Origin of the sequence: Rhizobium sp. LjRoot30, from assembly GCF_964253915.1 — a bacterium.
Classification (GTDB): domain Bacteria; phylum Pseudomonadota; class Alphaproteobacteria; order Rhizobiales; family Rhizobiaceae; genus Metarhizobium.
The window spans coordinates 346,803-364,685 of record NZ_CAXUSG020000001.1 but is presented as its reverse complement, the minus strand read 5'-3'; the positions used below and the strand labels follow the sequence as shown (position 1 = coordinate 364,685).

18 protein-coding genes and 1 tRNA gene are annotated in these 17,883 nt (G+C 61.9%); 8 read left to right on the top strand and 11 right to left on the bottom strand.

Annotated elements, in window-relative coordinates:
* The first annotated feature begins 220 nt into the window (after window positions 1-220).
* Window positions 221-1,579, top strand: a complete 1,359-nt coding sequence (locus ACSQ3I_RS01850) for a DUF4214 domain-containing protein (RefSeq protein WP_435995638.1) — start codon at window positions 221-223, stop codon at window positions 1,577-1,579.
* Window positions 1,580-1,682: 103 nt separating this feature from the next.
* Window positions 1,683-1,895 (top strand): hypothetical protein, encoded by a 213-nt coding sequence (locus tag ACSQ3I_RS01845; RefSeq protein WP_435995637.1) that lies wholly within the window; start codon window positions 1,683-1,685, stop codon window positions 1,893-1,895.
* 54 nt (window positions 1,896-1,949) lie between these two features.
* Here the strand turns inward: ACSQ3I_RS01845 and ACSQ3I_RS01840 are convergent.
* The 4 genes from ACSQ3I_RS01840 to ACSQ3I_RS01825 all read right to left on the bottom strand — a co-directional run bounded on the left by ACSQ3I_RS01840 (window position 1,950) and on the right by ACSQ3I_RS01825 (window position 7,300).
* Window positions 1,950-2,026 (bottom strand) — tRNA-Arg (locus tag ACSQ3I_RS01840).
* Between the two features lie 169 nt (window positions 2,027-2,195).
* On the bottom strand, window positions 2,196-3,680 hold the full coding sequence (locus ACSQ3I_RS01835) for an ATP-binding protein (protein ID WP_435995636.1): 1,485 nt from the start codon (window positions 3,678-3,680) through the stop codon (window positions 2,196-2,198).
* Between the two features lie 26 nt (window positions 3,681-3,706).
* On the bottom strand, window positions 3,707-5,128 hold the full coding sequence (locus ACSQ3I_RS01830; protein ID WP_435995635.1) for a dihydrolipoyl dehydrogenase family protein: 1,422 nt from the start codon (window positions 5,126-5,128) through the stop codon (window positions 3,707-3,709).
* A gap of 171 nt (window positions 5,129-5,299) precedes the next feature.
* Window positions 5,300-7,300: a methyl-accepting chemotaxis protein gene (locus tag ACSQ3I_RS01825; protein WP_435995634.1), complete on the bottom strand. Its 2,001-nt coding sequence runs from the start codon at window positions 7,298-7,300 to the stop codon at window positions 5,300-5,302.
* Window positions 7,301-7,737: 437 nt separating this feature from the next.
* Here ACSQ3I_RS01825 and rpmH point away from each other — a divergent pair, with 437 nt between their 5' ends.
* The 5 genes from rpmH to yihA all read left to right on the top strand — a co-directional run bounded on the left by rpmH (window position 7,738) and on the right by yihA (window position 11,921).
* The gene (gene rpmH, locus ACSQ3I_RS01820) at window positions 7,738-7,872 is read left to right on the top strand and encodes a 50S ribosomal protein L34 (protein ID WP_109458303.1); all 135 of its coding nucleotides are present in this window, start codon (window positions 7,738-7,740) and stop codon (window positions 7,870-7,872) included.
* Between the two features lie 33 nt (window positions 7,873-7,905).
* Complete coding sequence (gene rnpA / locus ACSQ3I_RS01815) at window positions 7,906-8,295, top strand: ribonuclease P protein component (protein WP_435995633.1); 390 nt, start codon at window positions 7,906-7,908, stop codon at window positions 8,293-8,295.
* Complete coding sequence (yidC, locus tag ACSQ3I_RS01810) at window positions 8,295-10,103, top strand: membrane protein insertase YidC (protein ID WP_435996252.1); 1,809 nt, start codon at window positions 8,295-8,297, stop codon at window positions 10,101-10,103. The genes rnpA and yidC overlap by 1 nt, the downstream gene beginning before the upstream one ends.
* 158 nt (window positions 10,104-10,261) lie before the next feature.
* The gene (locus tag ACSQ3I_RS01805; protein WP_435995632.1) at window positions 10,262-11,179 is read left to right on the top strand and encodes a DMT family transporter; all 918 of its coding nucleotides are present in this window, start codon (window positions 10,262-10,264) and stop codon (window positions 11,177-11,179) included.
* A gap of 82 nt (window positions 11,180-11,261) precedes the next feature.
* Window positions 11,262-11,921 (top strand): ribosome biogenesis GTP-binding protein YihA/YsxC, encoded by a 660-nt coding sequence (gene yihA / locus ACSQ3I_RS01800; RefSeq protein WP_435995631.1) that lies wholly within the window; start codon window positions 11,262-11,264, stop codon window positions 11,919-11,921.
* Between the two features lie 3 nt (window positions 11,922-11,924).
* Here the strand turns inward: yihA and msrB are convergent, their stop codons facing one another.
* The 4 genes from msrB to ACSQ3I_RS01780 form a co-directional block, all read right to left on the bottom strand.
* Window positions 11,925-12,413 (bottom strand): peptide-methionine (R)-S-oxide reductase MsrB, encoded by a 489-nt coding sequence (gene msrB, locus ACSQ3I_RS01795; protein ID WP_435995630.1) that lies wholly within the window; start codon window positions 12,411-12,413, stop codon window positions 11,925-11,927.
* A gap of 69 nt (window positions 12,414-12,482) precedes the next feature.
* Complete coding sequence (locus tag ACSQ3I_RS01790) at window positions 12,483-13,040, bottom strand: fasciclin domain-containing protein (protein WP_435995629.1); 558 nt, start codon at window positions 13,038-13,040, stop codon at window positions 12,483-12,485.
* Window positions 13,041-13,251: 211 nt separating this feature from the next.
* Window positions 13,252-13,968 (bottom strand): anti-sigma factor, encoded by a 717-nt coding sequence (locus tag ACSQ3I_RS01785; protein WP_435995628.1) that lies wholly within the window; start codon window positions 13,966-13,968, stop codon window positions 13,252-13,254.
* The gene (locus tag ACSQ3I_RS01780) at window positions 13,965-14,504 is read right to left on the bottom strand and encodes a sigma-70 family RNA polymerase sigma factor (RefSeq protein ID WP_435995627.1); all 540 of its coding nucleotides are present in this window, start codon (window positions 14,502-14,504) and stop codon (window positions 13,965-13,967) included. Before ACSQ3I_RS01780 ends, ACSQ3I_RS01785 begins: the two co-directional genes overlap by 4 nt.
* A 171-nt stretch (window positions 14,505-14,675) precedes the next feature.
* On the opposite strand from ACSQ3I_RS01780, the gene argB reads away from it, so the two are divergent.
* Window positions 14,676-15,563: an acetylglutamate kinase gene (argB, locus tag ACSQ3I_RS01775; RefSeq protein ID WP_435995626.1), complete on the top strand. Its 888-nt coding sequence runs from the start codon at window positions 14,676-14,678 to the stop codon at window positions 15,561-15,563.
* 18 nt (window positions 15,564-15,581) lie between these two features.
* On the opposite strand, the gene ACSQ3I_RS01770 is transcribed toward argB, so the two are convergent.
* The 3 genes from ACSQ3I_RS01770 to ACSQ3I_RS01760 all read right to left on the bottom strand — a co-directional run bounded on the left by ACSQ3I_RS01770 (window position 15,582) and on the right by ACSQ3I_RS01760 (window position 17,872).
* Window positions 15,582-16,352 (bottom strand): isocitrate lyase/PEP mutase family protein, encoded by a 771-nt coding sequence (locus tag ACSQ3I_RS01770; RefSeq protein ID WP_435995625.1) that lies wholly within the window; start codon window positions 16,350-16,352, stop codon window positions 15,582-15,584.
* Window positions 16,353-16,898: a methylated-DNA--[protein]-cysteine S-methyltransferase gene (locus ACSQ3I_RS01765; RefSeq protein WP_435995624.1), complete on the bottom strand. Its 546-nt coding sequence runs from the start codon at window positions 16,896-16,898 to the stop codon at window positions 16,353-16,355. It lies immediately after the preceding gene.
* A gap of 71 nt (window positions 16,899-16,969) precedes the next feature.
* The gene (locus tag ACSQ3I_RS01760; RefSeq protein ID WP_435995623.1) at window positions 16,970-17,872 is read right to left on the bottom strand and encodes an EamA family transporter; all 903 of its coding nucleotides are present in this window, start codon (window positions 17,870-17,872) and stop codon (window positions 16,970-16,972) included.
* Window positions 17,873-17,883: the final 11 nt, after the last annotated feature.

Below are 17,883 nucleotides of genomic sequence, written 5' to 3'. Positions count from 1 at the left end.
AAGACGCCTTCCGGCATCATGAATACAGCCTCCGGCCTCGACATGCTTGGTACGCCACCTCTGGTATTTTTGAAAGACATGCGAGACGGGTAAGTCGGCGATCAGACGGCGATCGACTGCCTCTGCCAGCAAAATGACGAATGCACAATGTTATCACACACGGATTGAGCGCCCCGAAAAATAGGCTTAATCTCTGGCAGATTTTTCTGCAGGGGGAACAATGGATTATTCGCTTGTTACGCAGGGCATCAAATGGGGTGGCAGCTCTTACGGCACATCGGGCGGAGTGATCCAGTGGTCCCCCTGGAGCGCAAACTTCGGCGGTGAAGCATTTTCTTTCAACCAGGCCCTCAACTCGGCGATGATCGCCGAGATCAACCAGGCCATGCGCGCCTGGGAGGCCGTCGCGAATGTCCGATTCCAGCAGACATCGGACAGCGCATCCCTGAACACGTCAGGCCTCCGCATCGGCCTAGGGCCCGGAGACGGCGCCGGGGGGACGGAAGGCCTGGCAAGACGCTATGCGCCGGGCAGCGACAACATCACCAAGGCGGCACAGATCTGGCTGGACAACGGCGAGGGCTGGCACACCGTCAATGGCCGCGTGGTCGATTCGGGCGGTAACAGTTTTTACCAGGTCGTCCTGCACGAAATCGGTCATGCCCTCGGGCTTGCCCATTATGACGGCGGCCTCAGCGTGATGAACACCGCCATCAACAACCTCACCCAGCTACAGGCCGGCGACATTGCCGGCATCCAGTACATCTACGGCTCGAACAACGCATCGCCGGACCTCGTCTCGAACATTCGCAACGTCGAAGCCGATGCCAGGACCGGCGCGACCAAACTCATGCCCGGCGAACTGATGCTGGTCCACTACTCGCTGACCAACCAGTCGACGACCACGGCCACGGAGGCGAAGACCGTCGGCTTCTACCTGTCGACGGATGCCACGATCGATTCCAGCGATATCAGCCTCGGCAGCCTGACCCTGTCGGACAGCATCGGCACACTGACACAGCTTGACGTCGCCACTTATGTCAGAATCCCGACCAATCTCGCGCCGGGAACCTATTATCTCGGGATCGAAGCCGACCAGACAAAACAAATCGCCGAATCCAACGAAGGCAATAATTTCTCGCAAGGATTCACGATCAGGATCGGCAACGACATCCAGCCGCTCACCCATGACGAGGTCGTTTCTTTTGCGAGGCTCTACAATGCCGGTTTCGGCCGCGATTTCGATACGTCGGGCCTGAACTACTGGATCGACATGGCCGAAGGCGGCCAGGCCCTGAGCCAGATCGCCCTCAACTTCCTCTACAGCCAGGAATTCACGCAACGCTACGGCAGCGTCGCAACGATGGGTAACAGCACCTTCATCGACGTCATGTACCAGAACGTCCTGCACCGCGCCGGGGAGGCTGCCGGCGTCAGCTACTGGATAGGCAGGCTGGACCAGGGGCTTTCCAAGGAGGCGATCCTGCAGGCATTCGCCGCGAGCGCCGAAAATATCGATGCAACACAGAATCTCGAAGGCATCCGGGAAGTATCCTCCGGCTATTGGGATCTGGTCTGATCCTGAAGCAATGACGCGATGAAACTGCAAACCGCCATGTTATTGTAGCCCACCCACATCGGGGTGGGCATCACGCCGCGGCGAAGCGCAACGGAGTTTCAAAATGGCAGCCATCGAGGAAGACCCGCCAACGGCCTCCCCCTCGCATCCCGAGGAAATCAAATCCACATTCGATCTGCGTGTGGGGAACCATATTACCTTGCAGGGCAGCGCCCGAATCACGCCGGCCGGCGTGATCTGCACCGGGATAGCCGTGACAGCAATGACGTTTGCATTGGGTTACCTTATATCGTCCGCGAGGCATCGCGCAGGTTAAGCCGAGGCACTTGAAAAGTGCCTGCTACGATATCGGGAAACATAAAGGAAAGAATGGCGCACCCGAAGAGATTCGAACTCCTGACCCCCAGATTCGTAGTCTGGTGCTCTATCCAGCTGAGCTACGGGTGCGCGGTGCAGATGGTCAATTCCGTCTGCGTGGCGATCCTCTAAAGGCTCCCGTTGGGGAATGCAAGAGCAATTTCGCAAAAAACGTCATTTTATCTCGAAGAGTTCGACAAGCGTATGAAATCAAGCGTTTCCGGCAGATGCAAAGAGCCTGGCGTGGAGGCGGCCGCGCTCAGGCCCGGGCGCGGTATGCTTCCAGTGAAACAGGGCGGTCCGGAATTTCGATGCGGAACAGGGTGCCGGGAGACGGTTTTTCCGCAAGGGCGATGGTGCCGCCGTGCGCCAGCACGAGTTCGCGGGCAATCGCCAGCCCGAGTCCGGTGCCGCCGGAACGGGCCGAGCCGCGAAAGGCCGCAAACAGGTTTTCGCGCGCCTTCGGTGGCATGCCGGGGCCGGTGTCGTCGATATCAATGCTGACGACGCTGCCCAGCCGCTGCGCCGAAACGGTGATGCGGCGAACGACGCCGGTTTCGCCGACGCGGTGATTGACCAATGCCTGGTGCGCATTGCGGCAGAGATTGTGGATGATGCGGAAAAGCTGCTCGTTGTCGGCATCGACCGTCAGCTCCGGCGCGATCGTCTCGACGAATTCGATGCCGGCCTCGGCATCGATCGCCAGGATATCCTTCACCTCCTGCAGGAGCATCACGAAGGCGATCGGACGCCGGCGGGGGGCTGCCTCGGACGCCTGGCCGTATGCCAGAACCTCGCTGGTGTATCCGACGGCGCGGTCGATGGTACGCAGCAGTTTTGGTGCAAAACTTTTGACCAGCGGATCCTCGGCATGCACCAGGCGGTCGGACATCAGTTGCGCTGACGCCAGGATGTTGCGCATGTCGTGGTTGATCTTCGAGACCGCGAGGCCGAGATCGGCAAGGTTCTTCTGCTGCTTCAGGGTTTTCTGCAGTTGCGTCTGCATGGTGGCGAGGTGGCGACCGGCAAGCGCCAGCTCGTCATGCCCCTGCTCGGGCATCATGATTCGTCCGGGATCCTGCGGGTTTTCGGAAAAGGTCTGCATGCTGTTGGTCAGGCGCCGGATCGGGCGGATCATGATCCGGTTGATGGTGAAGAAAATCAGCGTCGCGGTGATCAGCGAGATCAGGATCGACAGCACCAGCATGTTGCTGGAATAGCGCAGCATGGCCTTGCGCAGGCTGGCATCGGTCATGACGATCTCGATCATCATGTCGCTTTCGCCGACCGGCCCGAAGATGCGGATGGTGCGGTTGCCGCCGAACAGCAGCGTTTCCACCGCATCCTTCACCGCCGTCAGCTGGTCCATGTCGGCGATGTTGTACTGGCCGTCGACTTCCGTGGGGATATCCGATGCCGCCAGCAGCTGCGAGGTGCCGTCCTTGCGCAGCACGATCGCCTTGGTGCCGGTGGCCATCAGCGTGTCGTCCTGGACGCTGCGCGGCAATTCGGCGGGCTGCAGGCCATCGATGACCACCGCGGCGGCGGCGGCCGTGTTGAGCCTGTCCTCCAGCCAGCGCAGCCGCATGGTGGCAACCGACGGCGCAAAGATCAGCACCTCCGCCAGCATGACGAAAATGACCGTCAGCCACAGGAGCTTGCCGGAAAGGCCGGCGAACATGCCGCGCAACCCGCCCTTGACGCAGGCGCGAGGCACCGGGTTTTCCGGCATATGTTCAGACATCGGCATCTCCGCCATCCCCTGACGCCTCAGCCCAGACGAGCGAGGAACCGGATCAGAAATCGGGTCCAGGGCTTTTGCATCAGGGGCCTATCATACGAAACCGCCGCGCTTTTTCCAATCTCGGAAAAAGTCGGACAAGGCGGCACATGGGATCGGATGTCGTTCAAGGCAAGTCCCCTGGCGATCACCAGCGACCAGAAATCGATCAGTTCTGCTGCATTTTCGCCAACGATCGTCACCCCCAGCACCTTTTCCCTGGTGCTGACGAGAATACGGACAAGGCCGGCGGTGCGGCGCTCGGCCCGCGCGCGGTCGTTTTCGGCATAGGGCCAGCGCAGCAGGCGGATAGCGCCGTAGCGTTTGCGCGCCTCCTCGACGCCAAGGCCGATTTCGGCAATCTCCGGATCGGTCCATACGATACGGGGAACACGATGGGGTTCGGCGCGGCGCGCCAAGCGGAACAGCAACTGTGGCAAGATTGCCGCCATATGCTGCCGGGCGGCGGCAAGCGAGGTCTCGCGCCCCGTCGCTTCGCCGATAGCATAGACGCGCCGGTTGCGGCTGCGCAGGCCGGGGCCGACGACAATGCCACGTTCGTCCGCCTTGATGCCGGCAGCGGCGAGGTCGAGACCGGCGACGTCGGCACGCCGGCCCGATGCCACGAGCAGGTGGCTGCAATCGAAAACGGCGGGGCCATCCGCGCCGTCGCCATGCACCCGGATTGCCGACGGAGCCCGCTCGACATGTGTCACCGTCATATCCTCGATCAGCACGATGCCTTCGGAGCGCAGATGGTGCAGCACGAGGGCGGAAGGTTCGGGGTCACATTCCGACAGTGCCCTCCCCTCGTCGATGACGGTCACCTGCACCCCCAGCCGCCGGAAACCCTGGGCAATCTGCAGGCCTTCCGCGCCGGCGCCAAGCACCAGCAGCCTGTCCGGTACCGCCTTGACATCCAGGATCGTATCCATGGTCAGGCACTCGAGCGTGGAAAGGCCGGGAATATCCGGAATGATCGGCACGGATCCGCCGGTGATGACGAAACGGCGCGGGCGGACGAGATAATTGCCAGCCTCGATGGTGCGGCGATCGGTAAAGCGCGCCTGGGAGCGGAGGACCCAGATGCCGCGCGCCGCCAGCCGCTCGGCGGAGGCGTTCGGGGCGGCCGCGGCCATGGCGTCGGCGATGTGCGCGCGCAGCGCGGCGAAGTCGACCGAAACGGGACCGGTGGCGATGCCGAGGGCCGATGCCCCTCCGATGGTGGCGACGTGGCGCGCGGCGGCGGAAAAGGCCTGTAGCGCGATATCCCGCCCCACGCCCTTTTCGCCCCAGCGTTCGGCTTCGACCAGAACGACGGACGCGCCGAAGGCCACGACCGACAGCGCCAGTTCAATTCCGACGGGGCCGCCGCCGATGATGCAGATGTCGGGCGAGAGGAGTTCCGCCATGGTCGCTGAGAATCCAACAGGGAGGGGAAAGACTAGCGCCGATCTTATCTGCCGGAGGAATAGCTTCGCAAGCCTCGGCGCAACCCTAAAATGAAACCGCCGGAACCGATGGCATGGACCGGTTCCGGCGACGATGGGTTTGGGCTGTTTAAAACAGCCGCGGCGCAAGGGTCAGAATTCTTCCCAGCTCTGGGCAGCCGCGGCCGACTGGCCGCCGCCGAATGCACGAGCGACTGTTCCGGCCATCCGCCGCGCCGGCGAGGTGACGGCGCGGTGCTGTTCCCGGTTCGCCAGAGCCGGCTGGCGCGAGGACCCGCCATCGACCTTGAAGCGTACGACCAGGCCGACGAGGCCTTCGGCTTCTGCCGAGAGCTTGTGCGTCGATGCCGAGGTCTCCTCGACCATCGCGGCGTTCTGCTGGGTGACCTGGTCCATCTGGTTGATGGCGGTATTGACCTCCTGCAGGCCGGTCGACTGTTCGCGGGCCGAAACGGCGATGGCATGGATGCGGTCGTTGATGCCGTTCACCTGGGCTTCGATCTGCGACAGCGCCTCGCCGGTCGCCTGTACCAGCTTGACGCCGGACTGCACTTCGGTGCCGGATTTGGTGATCAGGGTCTTGATGTCCTTCGCAGCGGTGGCGGAGCGTTGCGCCAGTTCGCGGACTTCCTGGGCGACGACGGCAAAACCCTTGCCGGCTTCCCCGGCGCGCGCAGCCTCGACGCCGGCATTCAGCGCCAGCAGGTTGGTCTGGAAGGCGATCTCGTCGATGACGTTGATGATCTGGCTGATTTCGAGCGAGGCTTGCTCGATGCGGCCCATGGCGTCGATGGCGTTGCGCACCACGGAGGCGGACTGCGCCGCGCTCTGCTTGGCATCGCCGACCATGGAGGTGGCCTCCTGGGCACGCTCGGTGGAATTTTTGACCACGGCGGTGATCTGGTCGAGCGCGGCAGAGGTTTCTTCCAGCGCCGCTGCCTGCTGCTCGGTGCGCTTGGAAAGATCGTCGCTGGCGTGGCGCAGTTCGCTGGTGTTGTCGTTGATCGTCGATGACGTTTCGCGGACGGAACGCATCGTCTGGCACAACGAGGCGAATGTCGTGTTGACGTTCGCCTGCAACTCGGCAAAGGCGCCCTGGAAGTCACCTCGCATGCTCTGCGTCAGATCGCCCTCGGCGAGGCTGGCGATGACGCGCCGCGTCTCGCCGACGCCGGTGTCGACCGAAGCCAGCAGCGTGTTGATGTTGCGGGCGAACCGGTTGAGGTTCTCGTCACCGTAATCCTTGTCGATACGCGGGCTGAAATCGCCGGCGGCGGCAGCCGAAACCACCTGCGACATGCTCGCCTGCAGATCGTCGCTGCGGGCACGCAGGGCGGCCTCCTGGGCGTTCATGCGCTGCACGGCGAGGCCGTTTTCCTTGAACACCTGCAGCGCCTTCATTATGTCGGCGATTTCGTCCTTGCGGCCGGTCGCCGGGATATCGACACCGAAATTGCCGTTGGCGACCTGGTTGATCGCATCGGTCGCGTGGCGCAGCGGAACACTCAGGTGATAGGTGCCGATGTAGAAACCCATGCCGATGCCGATGCCGATGCCGACGACGGTGATGCCGAGCACGACGAGGAAGATGAAATGCCGGAATGCGGTGATCGCCTGTTCCTGGGCCATCAGAGCTGCGATGTCGGTCTCGACGACCTTGTCGATCTCCGCCTGGTAGGCCTTGCGGTTGGCGCGGTTGGCGTCGTTGTTGCCCTGCTCGTTGGCCGCCGCCGGTCCGACCTCGACACCGAGACGCGCCGTTTCCATCCGGAAGACCCGGAATTGCTGGGCGCCCGCGACGAGGCTGTCGAACGAGGCCTTCTGTTCGGCGCCGATGATCGGCCGCCATTCGGCAATCACCTTGTCCATCTTGTCGAGGCTGGAAAGAATGCCGTCGGCAAACTTCTTGGCGTCTTCCGGCGACTTGGCACCGTAAACACCACGGGAATCCATGACGACGGCCGTCACCAGCCTGTTGAGCTGCTCACCGCGAAAGGCGCGCTCGGAGGCAAGGCTGAACTCCTGCACGCGGTTGCCGTATTCATTCATTGCGACGAAGGCGGTTCCGCCGATGATCAGCGCCGCCAATCCCATGACGAAAACAAGAAGATTAATTTTGCCGCGGATAGACAAGGGGGAACTCCCGAGAAGAGACGCAACGCAGCGACATGCTGGTTGGGCTCATCATGCGGAAAATTTGTTAATCTTAAGTTTCCTCTAAAAATGCACGTTTTACGGTAATAGCAGGCAAATAAATCCGGTATCTCCGCTTGTAGTGGTCCTTTTTGCATCGATTCGGCGCAGTTTTCCGGAAATCGGTTTCAGAAATTGATATTTGGCAAAAATGGCGGCGCGGTCGCTGGTTAACAAAAGCTGCGAAATGTCGCACTGTCCCGTCCTGCCCGATGCATCGCCATGACTGTTGATTGACTTGCACGCCCTTCATCCCTATAAGGCGCGCACGTTCGGCCATGCTATCCATGCCTCGGGCAAGGCAAGGCCGTGCGTTTTCCAAACGCTCTTGCACAGTGCAACATTAAGAAGGGCCGCACTCCGCGGTAGTCAAATAAATGAAGCGTACTTACCAGCCGTCCAAGCTTGTCCGCAAGCGTCGCCACGGTTTCCGTGCTCGTATGGCCACCAATGGCGGCCAGAAGGTTCTCGCAGCCCGTCGCGCTCGCGGCCGCAAGCGTCTCTCGGCTTAATCGCCGGGCTTGCCCGAAAAGAGACGCGGGCGAATGACGCATGATGCACCAAAATCAACTGCCGGGCGGCTGAAAAGCCGGCCGCAGTTTCTTGCTGTCCGGGAGGGGGAGAAGCTTCGGGGGAAATATGTCCTCATCGAAGTGCTCGACCACAAAACCCCCGAACAGGCGCCGCGTGTCGGTTTTACCGTTACGAAGAAGCAAGGCAATGCGGTGGAACGCAACCGCATGCGACGACGCCTCCGGGAAGCCGTGCGGCTTTCCGCCCAGTTTGCAATGAAGCCCGGACATGACTATGTGATCGTCGCCCGGCGGGATGTTCTCGAAACGCCTTTCGAGAAACTTGCCGGCGAGCTGACCGACCGCATCGCGAACGGGCCGAAACCGAGGCCGTCCGGAGCGGCACGCCCCAGGAAGGTATGATGGAAAAGAACCGCAATTACTTTATAGCGATTGCCCTGTCCGTGCTGATCGTGCTCGCCTGGCAGTTCCTCTACATGAACCCGCGCATCGAGGCGCAGCGCAAGGCCGAAGAGGCCATGCAGGCGCAGCAGGCGGCCCAGCAAAGCCAGCAGACGCAGACGACCGGCCAGACCGCCGATACGCCGGCCGGCACCGCCTCCGGCACTCTGCCGGGTTCGAGCCAGGCCACCGCGACGGCCAGCCGCGAGGAAGCACTGGCGAAGTCTGCCCGCGTCGTCATCGACACCAAGTCGCTCTCCGGCTCCATCAACCTGACCGGCGCCCGCTTCGACGACCTGAAGCTCAAGGGTTACCGCGAGACGGTCGATCCGCAGAGCCCGATCATCACGCTGTTCAATCCGGCCGATACGCATGACGGTTATTTCGCCGAACTCGGTTACGTTCCGGATGCAACGTCCGGCACCCTGCCCGGCCCGACCACGACCTGGACGGTTGCCAGCGGCGACAAGCTGACCGAAACGACGCCCGTCACGCTGAGCTACACCAATGAAAAGGGTGTCGCCTTCACCCGCACGATCGCCATCGACGACCGCTACATGTTCACGGTTACCGACAAGATCACCAATGCCGGCAGCGATCCGGTAACGCTGGCCTCCTACGGCCGCGTCACCCGCTACAACAAGCCGACGACGCCCTCCATCTACGTGCTGCACGAAGGTTTCATCGGCGTGCTCGGCGAGCAGGGCCTCAACGAGACCAAGTACAGCGCGGTCGAAGAAGCGCCGGTCACCCCGCCGAAGGCGACGGGCGGCTGGCTCGGCATCACCGACAAGTATTGGGCTGCCGCGATCATCCCGCCGCAGACCACGGCTTACGAAACCCGCTTCTCGCACTTTACCGACGGCCAGCCGCGCTACCAGGCAGACTTCAAGGACGACGCGACGACGCTGTCGGCCGGCCAGTCTGCCGAGGTCAAGAACCTCGTCTTCGCCGGCGCCAAGGAAGTTCCGGTCATCGACCGCTACGAGGCGGAATACTCCATTCCCCGCTTCGACCGCATGATCGACTGGGGCTGGTTCTACTTCATCACCAAGCCGATGTTTAAGATGATGGATTTCTTCTATCGCTACTTCGGCAACTTCGGCATCGCCATCCTGATCACCACCATCGTCGTCAAGGGCCTGTTCTTCCCGCTTGCCAGCAAGCAGTACGCTTCGATGGCGAACATGAAGAAGGTCCAGCCGAAGATGGAAGAGCTGAAGGCCAAGTTCGGCGACGACCGGATGGGCCTGCAGAAGGCGATGATGGAGCTCTACAAGGAAGAGAAGATCAACCCGGTGGCCGGCTGCTGGCCGATCCTGTTGCAGATCCCCGTCTTCTTCGCGCTCTACAAGGTCATCTACATCACCATCGAAATGCGTCATGCGCCGTTCTTCGGCTGGATCCAGGACCTTTCCGCCCCCGATCCGACGACGCTCTTCAACCTGTTCGGCCTGCTGCCCTACGACGTGCCGCCCTTCCTGCATCTCGGCGTCTGGCCGCTGATCATGGGTGTCACCATGTGGCTGCAGATGCGCATGAACCCGACGCCGCCGGACCCGACCCAGGCGATGCTGTTCAACTGGATGCCGGTTATCTTCACCTTCATGCTCGGCAGCTTCCCGGCCGGTCTGGTGATCTACTGGGCCTGGAACAACACCCTGTCGATCCTGCAGCAGTCGCTGATCATGAAGCGTCATGGCGTCAAGATCGAACTCATCGACAATATCCGCGGGCTGTTCCGACGAAAGCCGGCAACCACGAAATAGCGACAAAAGCCCCTGATCGTCAGGGGCTTTTTCGTTTCCGGCCATTGTTGCCATCCACTGGCCCGATGGAAAAAGCGCGACACCGGCTTGTCGCGAAACCACCGGCCCGCTATGGCGTTTGCGCGTATCGTCAATGGCATTCGCGGGAGGATGAACGGATGACGGAGGGGACGACCTCGGCCGGAGTGCAGCACGGTTCGGTCTACAGCGAACGCCTCGGTGTCGCCCTGGTCTTCGGCTCCGCCTTTTTCTGGAGCTTTGGCGGCGCCATCGCCCGCTTCCTGCATATCGACGACAACTGGACCATCGTCTTCTGGCGCTGCCTGTTTGCCGGACTTTTCCTCATCGCCTTCATGCTGGTGCGTGACGGGCCGGCGGGCACGGTGAAACTGTTTCGCGACATGGGATGGCCGGGGATCACGGTCGGGCTGTGTTTCACGATTGCCGCCACCTGTTTCATCATCGCCATCTCGCACACCACCATCGCCAACGTGCTGCTGCTCGGCGCCGGCGTGCCGCTGTTTGCGGCCCTGATCACCTGGATCTGTTTTCGCCAGAGGGTATCGCTGTTTACCTGGTGCGCCATCGCGCTTGTCATCGTCGGTGTTGCGGTGATGGTCTCCGGCTCGTTTACCGGCGCCGTCTCGCCGATTGGCGATGCGCTGGCACTGCTCACCGCCTTCGTCTTCGCGCTCGCCACCGTGATCACCCGCCGCTATCCGCATGTGCGCATGACCCCGGCCACCTGCTTCGGCTGCCTTGCCGCCAGCGCCTTTGCCGCCACCCAGGCGTCGAGCCTCACTGTTACCAACGGCGAGTTGGGACTGCTGTTCATTTTCGGCGCCTTCAACCTCGGGCTGGGCATGATGCTTTTCGCCATGGGCGCACGCCTCATTCCTTCGGCGCTGGCTGCCTTGCTCGGCACGGCCGAAACCATGCTCGGCCCCGTCTGGGTCGCGATCATCCACGGCGAGATCCCGGCACTGCGCACGGTGGTCGGCGGCCTACTCATCCTTGCCGCTTTGCTCGGCTATCTCACCGCCGAATTCCATCGCCAAGCGAAGCTGAAGGGCTGAAACGGCCGAGATGGGTTGACTTTGCCGGCCAAAACGGTGAAGCCGAAGCTAATAGGCAAAATTGACAAAATTGACAGGACGCATGGCCGGACATACCCCAGCAGCAGACAAGCCGATTTTCGGTCGCCCATGGATCTTCATCCGCGGCGTGCCGTCGATGCAATTCTTGCCGCCGGAAGGGCCGCTGGAAGTGGCTTTCGCCGGCCGCTCGAATGTCGGAAAGTCGTCGCTGATCAATGCGCTCGTCGGCCACAAGGGTCTGGCGCGCACATCGAACACGCCCGGCCGCACCCAGGAGCTCAACTATTTCGTGCCTGACGGTTATTCCGGCGAAGGTGACGACCTGCCGCCGATGGCACTCGTCGACATGCCGGGCTACGGTTACGCCCAGGCGCCGAAGGCGCAGGTGGACGCCTGGACCAAGCTCGTCTTCGATTACCTGCGCGGCCGTGCCACGCTGAAGCGCGTCTATGTGCTGATCGACTCGCGCCACGGCATCAAAAAGAACGACGAGGACGTGTTGACCCTGCTCGACAAGGCGGCGGTCTCGTACCAGATCGTTCTGACCAAGACCGACAAGATCAAGGAAGCCGGCGTGCCGCGGCTGGTCGCCGAAACGCTCGAAAAGATCAAGAAGCGCCCGGCCGCCTATCCCGCCGTCATCGCCACCTCGTCGGAAAAGGCCAAGGGCCTCGACGAATTGCGTCAGGCAATTGCCGAAACCGTCGGCCTGCCCTTCTGAGGATCAGGCGGGCTTATCTGGCGCAAACATCAGCGCAAGACCGTTGATGCAATGGCGCTTGTGGGTTGGTGCCGGGCCATCGTCGAAGACATGCCCGAAATGGCCACCGCAGCGGCGGCAATGCACCTCGGTGCGGCGCATTCCAAAGGTCGTGTCTTCGCGAAACCGCACAGCATCCGTCAGGGACTGCCAGAAGCTCGGCCAGCCCGTGCCGCTGTCGAATTTCGTCTCCGATGAATAGGCGGCGAGATCGCAACCGGCGCAATGGAAGATACCCTTGCGTTTTTCGTTGTTCAGCGGGCTGCTGAACGGTCGCTCGGTGTCTTCTTCCCGCAGCACGGCGTAGCGGGGTTCGGCGAGGATCTTGCGCCATTCGGCCGGCGTCTTGTCGATTTCAAAATGCTCTGCCGCCAGGACCGGTCGAGCGAACCGCATCTCGGACAAGGCGGAGAACACAACACCTGCCAACAGCAGGAAACGGCGCGTCATCATCTTGGCCTCCTGGCGACAACGGTAGTCCTGCCGCCCCCCAACTCCAAGGGGCGGCAGGTTAGGTCGAAATCACATCTTCGGCAACAGAACCTTGTCGATGACATGGATGACGCCGTTCGACTGCTTGACATCGGCGATGGTGACGTGGGCGACGTTGCCCATCTCGTCGGTGAGCGTGATCTTGCCCATGTCTTCCTTGGCCTTCAGCACGCAGCCACCAACCGTCTTGACGTCATGGGTGCCGCCATCGTCCTTGATCATCTTCTCGATCGCCGAGGACATGGCATCGGCAGCCACCACGTGGCATGTCAGGATCTTGGTGAGCTGATCCTTGTTCTCGGGCTTCACCAGCGTTTCCACCGTGCCTTTCGGCAAGGCGTCGAAGGCCGCGTTTGTCGGTGCAAACACTGTGAACGGGCCTTTGCCCTGCAGCGTTTCGACCAGGCCGGCGGCCTTGACGGCGGCGACCAGCGTCGTGTGGTCCTTTGAGTTCATGGCGTTTTCGACGATGTTCTTGTCTTCGAACATCGCAGCCCCGCCAACCTCGGGGTTTTTCGCCTGAACGGCAACGGCTGTGGCGGTCATCATCGTCGCGAGCACGACGGTACGCATCGCAGCATTGAACATGCTTCGTTCCTCTTCTCTTTTGCTTGTCATGAAGCGCCGGGCACACTCCTGTTCGTGCCAGCGATCTGCGTTCCCTCTCAGCGGGAACACAAACATTGACGAGTGGGAGAAGAAAAGAGTTTCACGCGGCTGCGATATTTTTTGCGATCACGCTTGGTGGACCGCACCATCCCAACGGATAAACAATTGTCGGGCAATGGAATGCCGCGGATTATTCCGCCTGTGCCGGACCCAAAGCAATCACCGGACCTGTCGCCTTGCCTGTCGGAGAGCCGCCGAAAGGTTCGACGCTGACGGCAAGAACGACGCCGGCGCCAAAGCGCTGGCGCATGTTGTCGGGCACGACGATTTCGCCCTCGCCCGTCTGCGGCAGGATACCCAGCGATTGGGCCGGGTCCTCGCCCTTGATCAGCCACAACTCGAGCGACTTCTCTTCGGGCTTGCCGGCAGCCACCGGCATGACCTGCAGGCGGCCGCTTGCCGTATCGTAACGGGCAACGAGGCTGACGGCATTGCCCTCGCCGCTCATCTGCGCCACCAGTTGACGCCCGCGCGGCGGAGCAAAGAGGTCGGAATTCAGAAGCGCAAATCCGCTGGAGACAAGCATGGAGGCCAGCGTCAGGCCGCGCCAGAAGACCAGCGAATTCCACAGGCCGCCGGGACGGGCACCGGCAACACTTCCGGCACCGCGGATGCGCTTTTCGATGCGCGGATAGATCCGCGCCGGCGGCTGCTCGCTGTCGTAGTCGTCATTGAAGGTCGACAGGTTCTCCTGCCAGCGATAGACGATCGCCGCAAAATTGCGATCCCGCAGCATGCGCGCCTCGACCTTGCGGCGGTCGTCGCTCGAGAGCACGCCGAGCACATATTCGCCGGCGAGTACTTCGTCGCGGGAGCGGTCTCCCATGCTGCGATCGGACGATGTCATCTGTCCATGCACTCTCTCAGTTTCAGGAGGCTGCGCCGCAGCCAGGTTCGTATCGTGTTCAGAGGAACCGCATACTGATCCGCCAGTTCCTGGTAGCTCAATCCGTCGACATAAGCACGCTTCACCGCGGTAGCGCGATCAGCTTCCAACTCTTCCATACACCTGTCAATCCGTCGCCCCTCGCCCTTGATAAGCGCATGGCTTTCCGGGTCCGGTTGCGGATCGGCCAGATCATAAGCCTCTTCGATATTGTCCGCCACCGGCCGGCGGGCCCGAATCACGTCGATGGCGTGATTTCGAGCGATTGCCGCAAGCCAGGCAAGGGCCGTATCGCTTTCGACGGCAAAACGATCCGCCCGCTGCCAAATCTTGACGTAGATTTCCTGAAGCGCCTCTTCGGCATCGGCGCGGTCCGACAGAATACGCAGGCAGATGCCGAAAAGTTTCGGGCTGGTCATCGCGTAGAGGGCGGAAAAGGCCTCGCGATCACCGAGAGCAACACGGCTGATCAGTCGGCTGGCATCATCGCTGGACATGAAAACGGGAAACCCTTTTGCGCGGCCTCATTCATATTAGCGTAGCGCGTCGATGTGACAAGGTTTGCGCTGCCGACCTATACCTTTTTGCCGGCCTCAAAGTTTCACCGTGATTATTCCCTCTGTCACAAAGTTGAGATAAAAGGCCGCGATCAATCGACGAGGACCTCCATGACCGCTTCCGACAGCGAAAAGCAGGCGCAACTTCTGGCCCAGGCGCTGCCCTTCATGCAGCGCTACGAAAACAAGACCATCGTGGTGAAGTACGGCGGCCACGCCATGGGCGATTCCGAACTCGGCAAGGCATTTGCCGCCGATATCGCATTGCTGAAGCAGTCTGGCGTCAACCCGATCGTCGTTCACGGCGGCGGCCCGCAGATCGGCGCTATGCTCTCCAAGATGGGTATCGAGTCGAAGTTCGAAGGCGGCCTGCGCGTCACCGATCAGAAGACTGTCGAGATCGTCGAGATGGTGCTGGCCGGCTCGATCAACAAGGAAATCGTCGCGCTGATCAACCAGACCGGCGAATGGGCGATCGGCCTGTGCGGCAAGGACGGCAATATGGTGTTTGCCGAAAAGGCCAAGAAGACCGTTGTCGATCCCGATTCCAACATCGAGCGGGTGCTCGATCTCGGTTTCGTCGGTGAAGTGGTGGAAGTCGACCGGACGCTGCTCGACCTGCTCGCCAAGTCGGAAATGATCCCGGTCATCGCCCCGGTCGCCCCCGGGCGCGACGGCGCCACCTACAACATCAACGCCGACACGTTTGCGGGCGCCATCGCCGGTGCCCTGAATGCCACGCGCCTCTTGTTCCTCACCGACGTTCCCGGCGTTCTCGACAAGAACAAGGAACTGATCAAGGAACTGACGGTTTCGCAGGCCCGCGCGCTGATCAAGGACGGCACGATCTCCGGCGGCATGATCCCCAAGGTCGAGACCTGCATCGACGCGATCAAGGCCGGCGTGCAGGGCGTCGTCATCCTCAACGGCAAGACCGCCCATTCCGTGCTTCTGGAAATCTTCACCGAGCACGGTGCGGGAACGCTGATCGTTCCCTGACCGTTTTGATGTTGCCTGTCAGGCCGGGGCATAGACCGCCGCGGCCTGGCCCTTCAGCCATTCGATCATCGCCCGGTAGGGGAATGGACCGTAGCTGACGCGAGCGACGCCCGCCTTCGACAGCGTGGCGATATCCGGAGCGCCGGGTTTCATCATGATGTTCACCGGCAGGCCGGACGCGGCGCAGACCTTTTCGATGAGCTGCACATCCGCGAGCCACGGAACGAAAAAGCCGCTGGCTCCCGCCTCTGCATAGGCCTTGCCGCGGGCGATTGCCTCATTGACGAGCCCGGCATGCTTGGCCCCATCGCTTTCCTTCAGGAAGAGGTCGGTGCGGGCATTGATGAAGAACGACAGGCCGCGGCTATCCGCCAGGTCCCGGATCGCCCGGATGCGCGCCGACTGGGCCTCGACAGCGTAGAGCCCCGTCCCACCGACGATCTGATCCTCGAAATTGATGCCGATCGCGCCGGCATCGATCAGCTTGCCGACATTGGCGGCCGCCCCTTCCGGGTCTTCCGAATAGGCGCCTTCGAAATCCACCGACAAAGGCAGGTCGCTGGCTGCAACGATCGTTTTCGCCGTGGCGACAAGCGCCTCAAGCGGGATCTTCTGGCCGTCGCCAAAGCCTTGCGCCGCCGCCACCGACCAGCTTCCGGTCGCCAGCGCCGGCGCTCCGGCCTCCGCCACCGCCTTGGCGCTGCCGGCGTCCCAGACGTTGTAGAGAACCAGCGGATTGCCCTTGCGATGCAAGTCACCGAACAGTTTCGCCTTGTCTGCCTGTGTCATTCAAAAACCCTCCGCAAACAGCCCGACGGGCCGCATTTGTCCTTCATGGCGCAACAGCCATTTCTTCCGCCACAAACCGCCGCCATATCCGGTCAGCGAGCCGTCCGAACCGATGCAACGATGGCATGGGATGATGATGGGAATACGATTGACGTGGTTCGCCTCGCCGACGGCGCGCGCGGCAGAAGGTTGATTGAGCGCGCGGGCGATATCGCCGTAAGAACAGGTTTCGGCCAGGGGCACGAGCAGAAGCTGCTCCCAGACCTGCCGCTCGAAGGCCGAGCCTTCGTAGAACAGCTTGACGTGAAACTGCGCCGACTTGCCGAGAAAATAATAACGCAACTCGTCCAGAGCCTGTGCCAGCGCCGGACTGTCGCCGTCCATGCGGATGACCGCGCCGAGCTTGCGACCGACGCGCAGGACCGGATCCGGCTGTGCTTCTTCGTCATGGAACTCGATCGCATATAGATGCGTATCGCTCGCCACCACCAGGAGCGGGCCGATCGGCGTTTCGAGCCATTTGGCTGACAGGTCCGCCTTTGCCATATCCCGCGCCTCCCTCGCCGACGATGCCGCCTTTCATAGCCTGCCTTATCTGGCGCTTCAATCGGAAGGAATCAATGGAACAGCAGGCCGACGATGCCACCGACGATCAACAGGCAGCCGATGATTTCCATGCGGTTCACCCGCTCGTGGAACAGGAAGAACGAGGCCATGAAGGTGAAGACCAGTTCGATCTGGCCGAGTGCGCGCACATAGGCCACCTGCTGCAGCGTCATCGCCGTGAACCAGCAGACCGAGCCGAGCACGCCGGCAAGCCCCACCAGCGAGGAGGAACGCCAGGACCGCGCCACCTGGACGATCTCGCTCTTGTCCTTGAGCAGCATCCAGACGAGCATGAAGACGGTCTGGAAGGTGGTGACGCAGGCGAGTGTCACTGCGGCAGCCATCACCGGGTTCGGCGCTTCAAGCGAGAGCGACGCCGAACGATAGGATACCGCTGAAATGCCGAAGACGGCGCCGGAGGCGATGCCGATCAGCGCCGTGCGGCCGGTCAGCGCCGTTACAAGGTTGCGCAAGGAGAGCGGCAGGCGCGCCATGGAAATCAGCATGACGCCGAAGACGCCGACGATGATCGAGGCGACGGCGCCAATCGTCAGCCGTTCGCCGAGCAGCACAAAACCGAAGATCGCCGCCTGCACCGGCTCCGTCTTCGAATAGGCCGTGCCGACGGCGAAATTGCGCAGCGAAAACAGATGGACGAGCAGGATGGTCGCGAAGATCTGCGACAGGCCACCGATGACCGACCAGATCGCGAAGGTCCAGTTCAAGGCCGGAAAGGCATAGTGGCCGATCAGGTGCAGGCCGAGCACATAGACGATGGCGACAGGAAAACCGTAGCCGAAACGCACGAAGGAGGCGCCACGCGTTCCGAGCGACCCCTGCAGGTGTTTCTGCAGGGCCGAGCGCAGATTCTGCAGGAAGGCAGCGGTGATGGTAATCGCGATCCAGGGTTCCATGAACCGGCGGT

Bases quoted from the DNA above. Each gene is read 5' to 3' on its own strand.
- yihA (WP_435995631.1), top strand. From the start codon at position 11,262: ATGGCCGGACATACCCCAGCAGCAGACAAGCCGATTTTCGGTCGCCCA.
- rpmH (WP_109458303.1), top strand. From the start codon at position 7,738: ATGAAGCGTACTTACCAGCCGTCCAAGCTTGTCCGCAAGCGTCGCCAC.
- msrB (WP_435995630.1), bottom strand. From the start codon at position 12,413: ATGATGACGCGCCGTTTCCTGCTGTTGGCAGGTGTTGTGTTCTCCGCC.
- ACSQ3I_RS01790 (WP_435995629.1), bottom strand. From the start codon at position 13,040: ATGTTCAATGCTGCGATGCGTACCGTCGTGCTCGCGACGATGATGACC.
- ACSQ3I_RS01850 (WP_435995638.1), top strand. From the start codon at position 221: ATGGATTATTCGCTTGTTACGCAGGGCATCAAATGGGGTGGCAGCTCT.
- ACSQ3I_RS01835 (WP_435995636.1), bottom strand. From the start codon at position 3,680: ATGTCTGAACATATGCCGGAAAACCCGGTGCCTCGCGCCTGCGTCAAG.
- ACSQ3I_RS01845 (WP_435995637.1), top strand. From the start codon at position 1,683: ATGGCAGCCATCGAGGAAGACCCGCCAACGGCCTCCCCCTCGCATCCC.
- ACSQ3I_RS01830 (WP_435995635.1), bottom strand. From the start codon at position 5,128: ATGGCGGAACTCCTCTCGCCCGACATCTGCATCATCGGCGGCGGCCCC.
- ACSQ3I_RS01770 (WP_435995625.1), bottom strand. From the start codon at position 16,352: ATGACACAGGCAGACAAGGCGAAACTGTTCGGTGACTTGCATCGCAAG.
- ACSQ3I_RS01785 (WP_435995628.1), bottom strand. From the start codon at position 13,968: ATGACATCGTCCGATCGCAGCATGGGAGACCGCTCCCGCGACGAAGTA.
- ACSQ3I_RS01760 (WP_435995623.1), bottom strand. From the start codon at position 17,872: ATGGAACCCTGGATCGCGATTACCATCACCGCTGCCTTCCTGCAGAAT.
- argB (WP_435995626.1), top strand. From the start codon at position 14,676: ATGACCGCTTCCGACAGCGAAAAGCAGGCGCAACTTCTGGCCCAGGCG.
- ACSQ3I_RS01805 (WP_435995632.1), top strand. From the start codon at position 10,262: ATGACGGAGGGGACGACCTCGGCCGGAGTGCAGCACGGTTCGGTCTAC.
- rnpA (WP_435995633.1), top strand. From the start codon at position 7,906: ATGACGCATGATGCACCAAAATCAACTGCCGGGCGGCTGAAAAGCCGG.
- yidC (WP_435996252.1), top strand. From the start codon at position 8,295: ATGGAAAAGAACCGCAATTACTTTATAGCGATTGCCCTGTCCGTGCTG.
- ACSQ3I_RS01765 (WP_435995624.1), bottom strand. From the start codon at position 16,898: ATGGCAAAGGCGGACCTGTCAGCCAAATGGCTCGAAACGCCGATCGGC.
- ACSQ3I_RS01780 (WP_435995627.1), bottom strand. From the start codon at position 14,504: ATGTCCAGCGATGATGCCAGCCGACTGATCAGCCGTGTTGCTCTCGGT.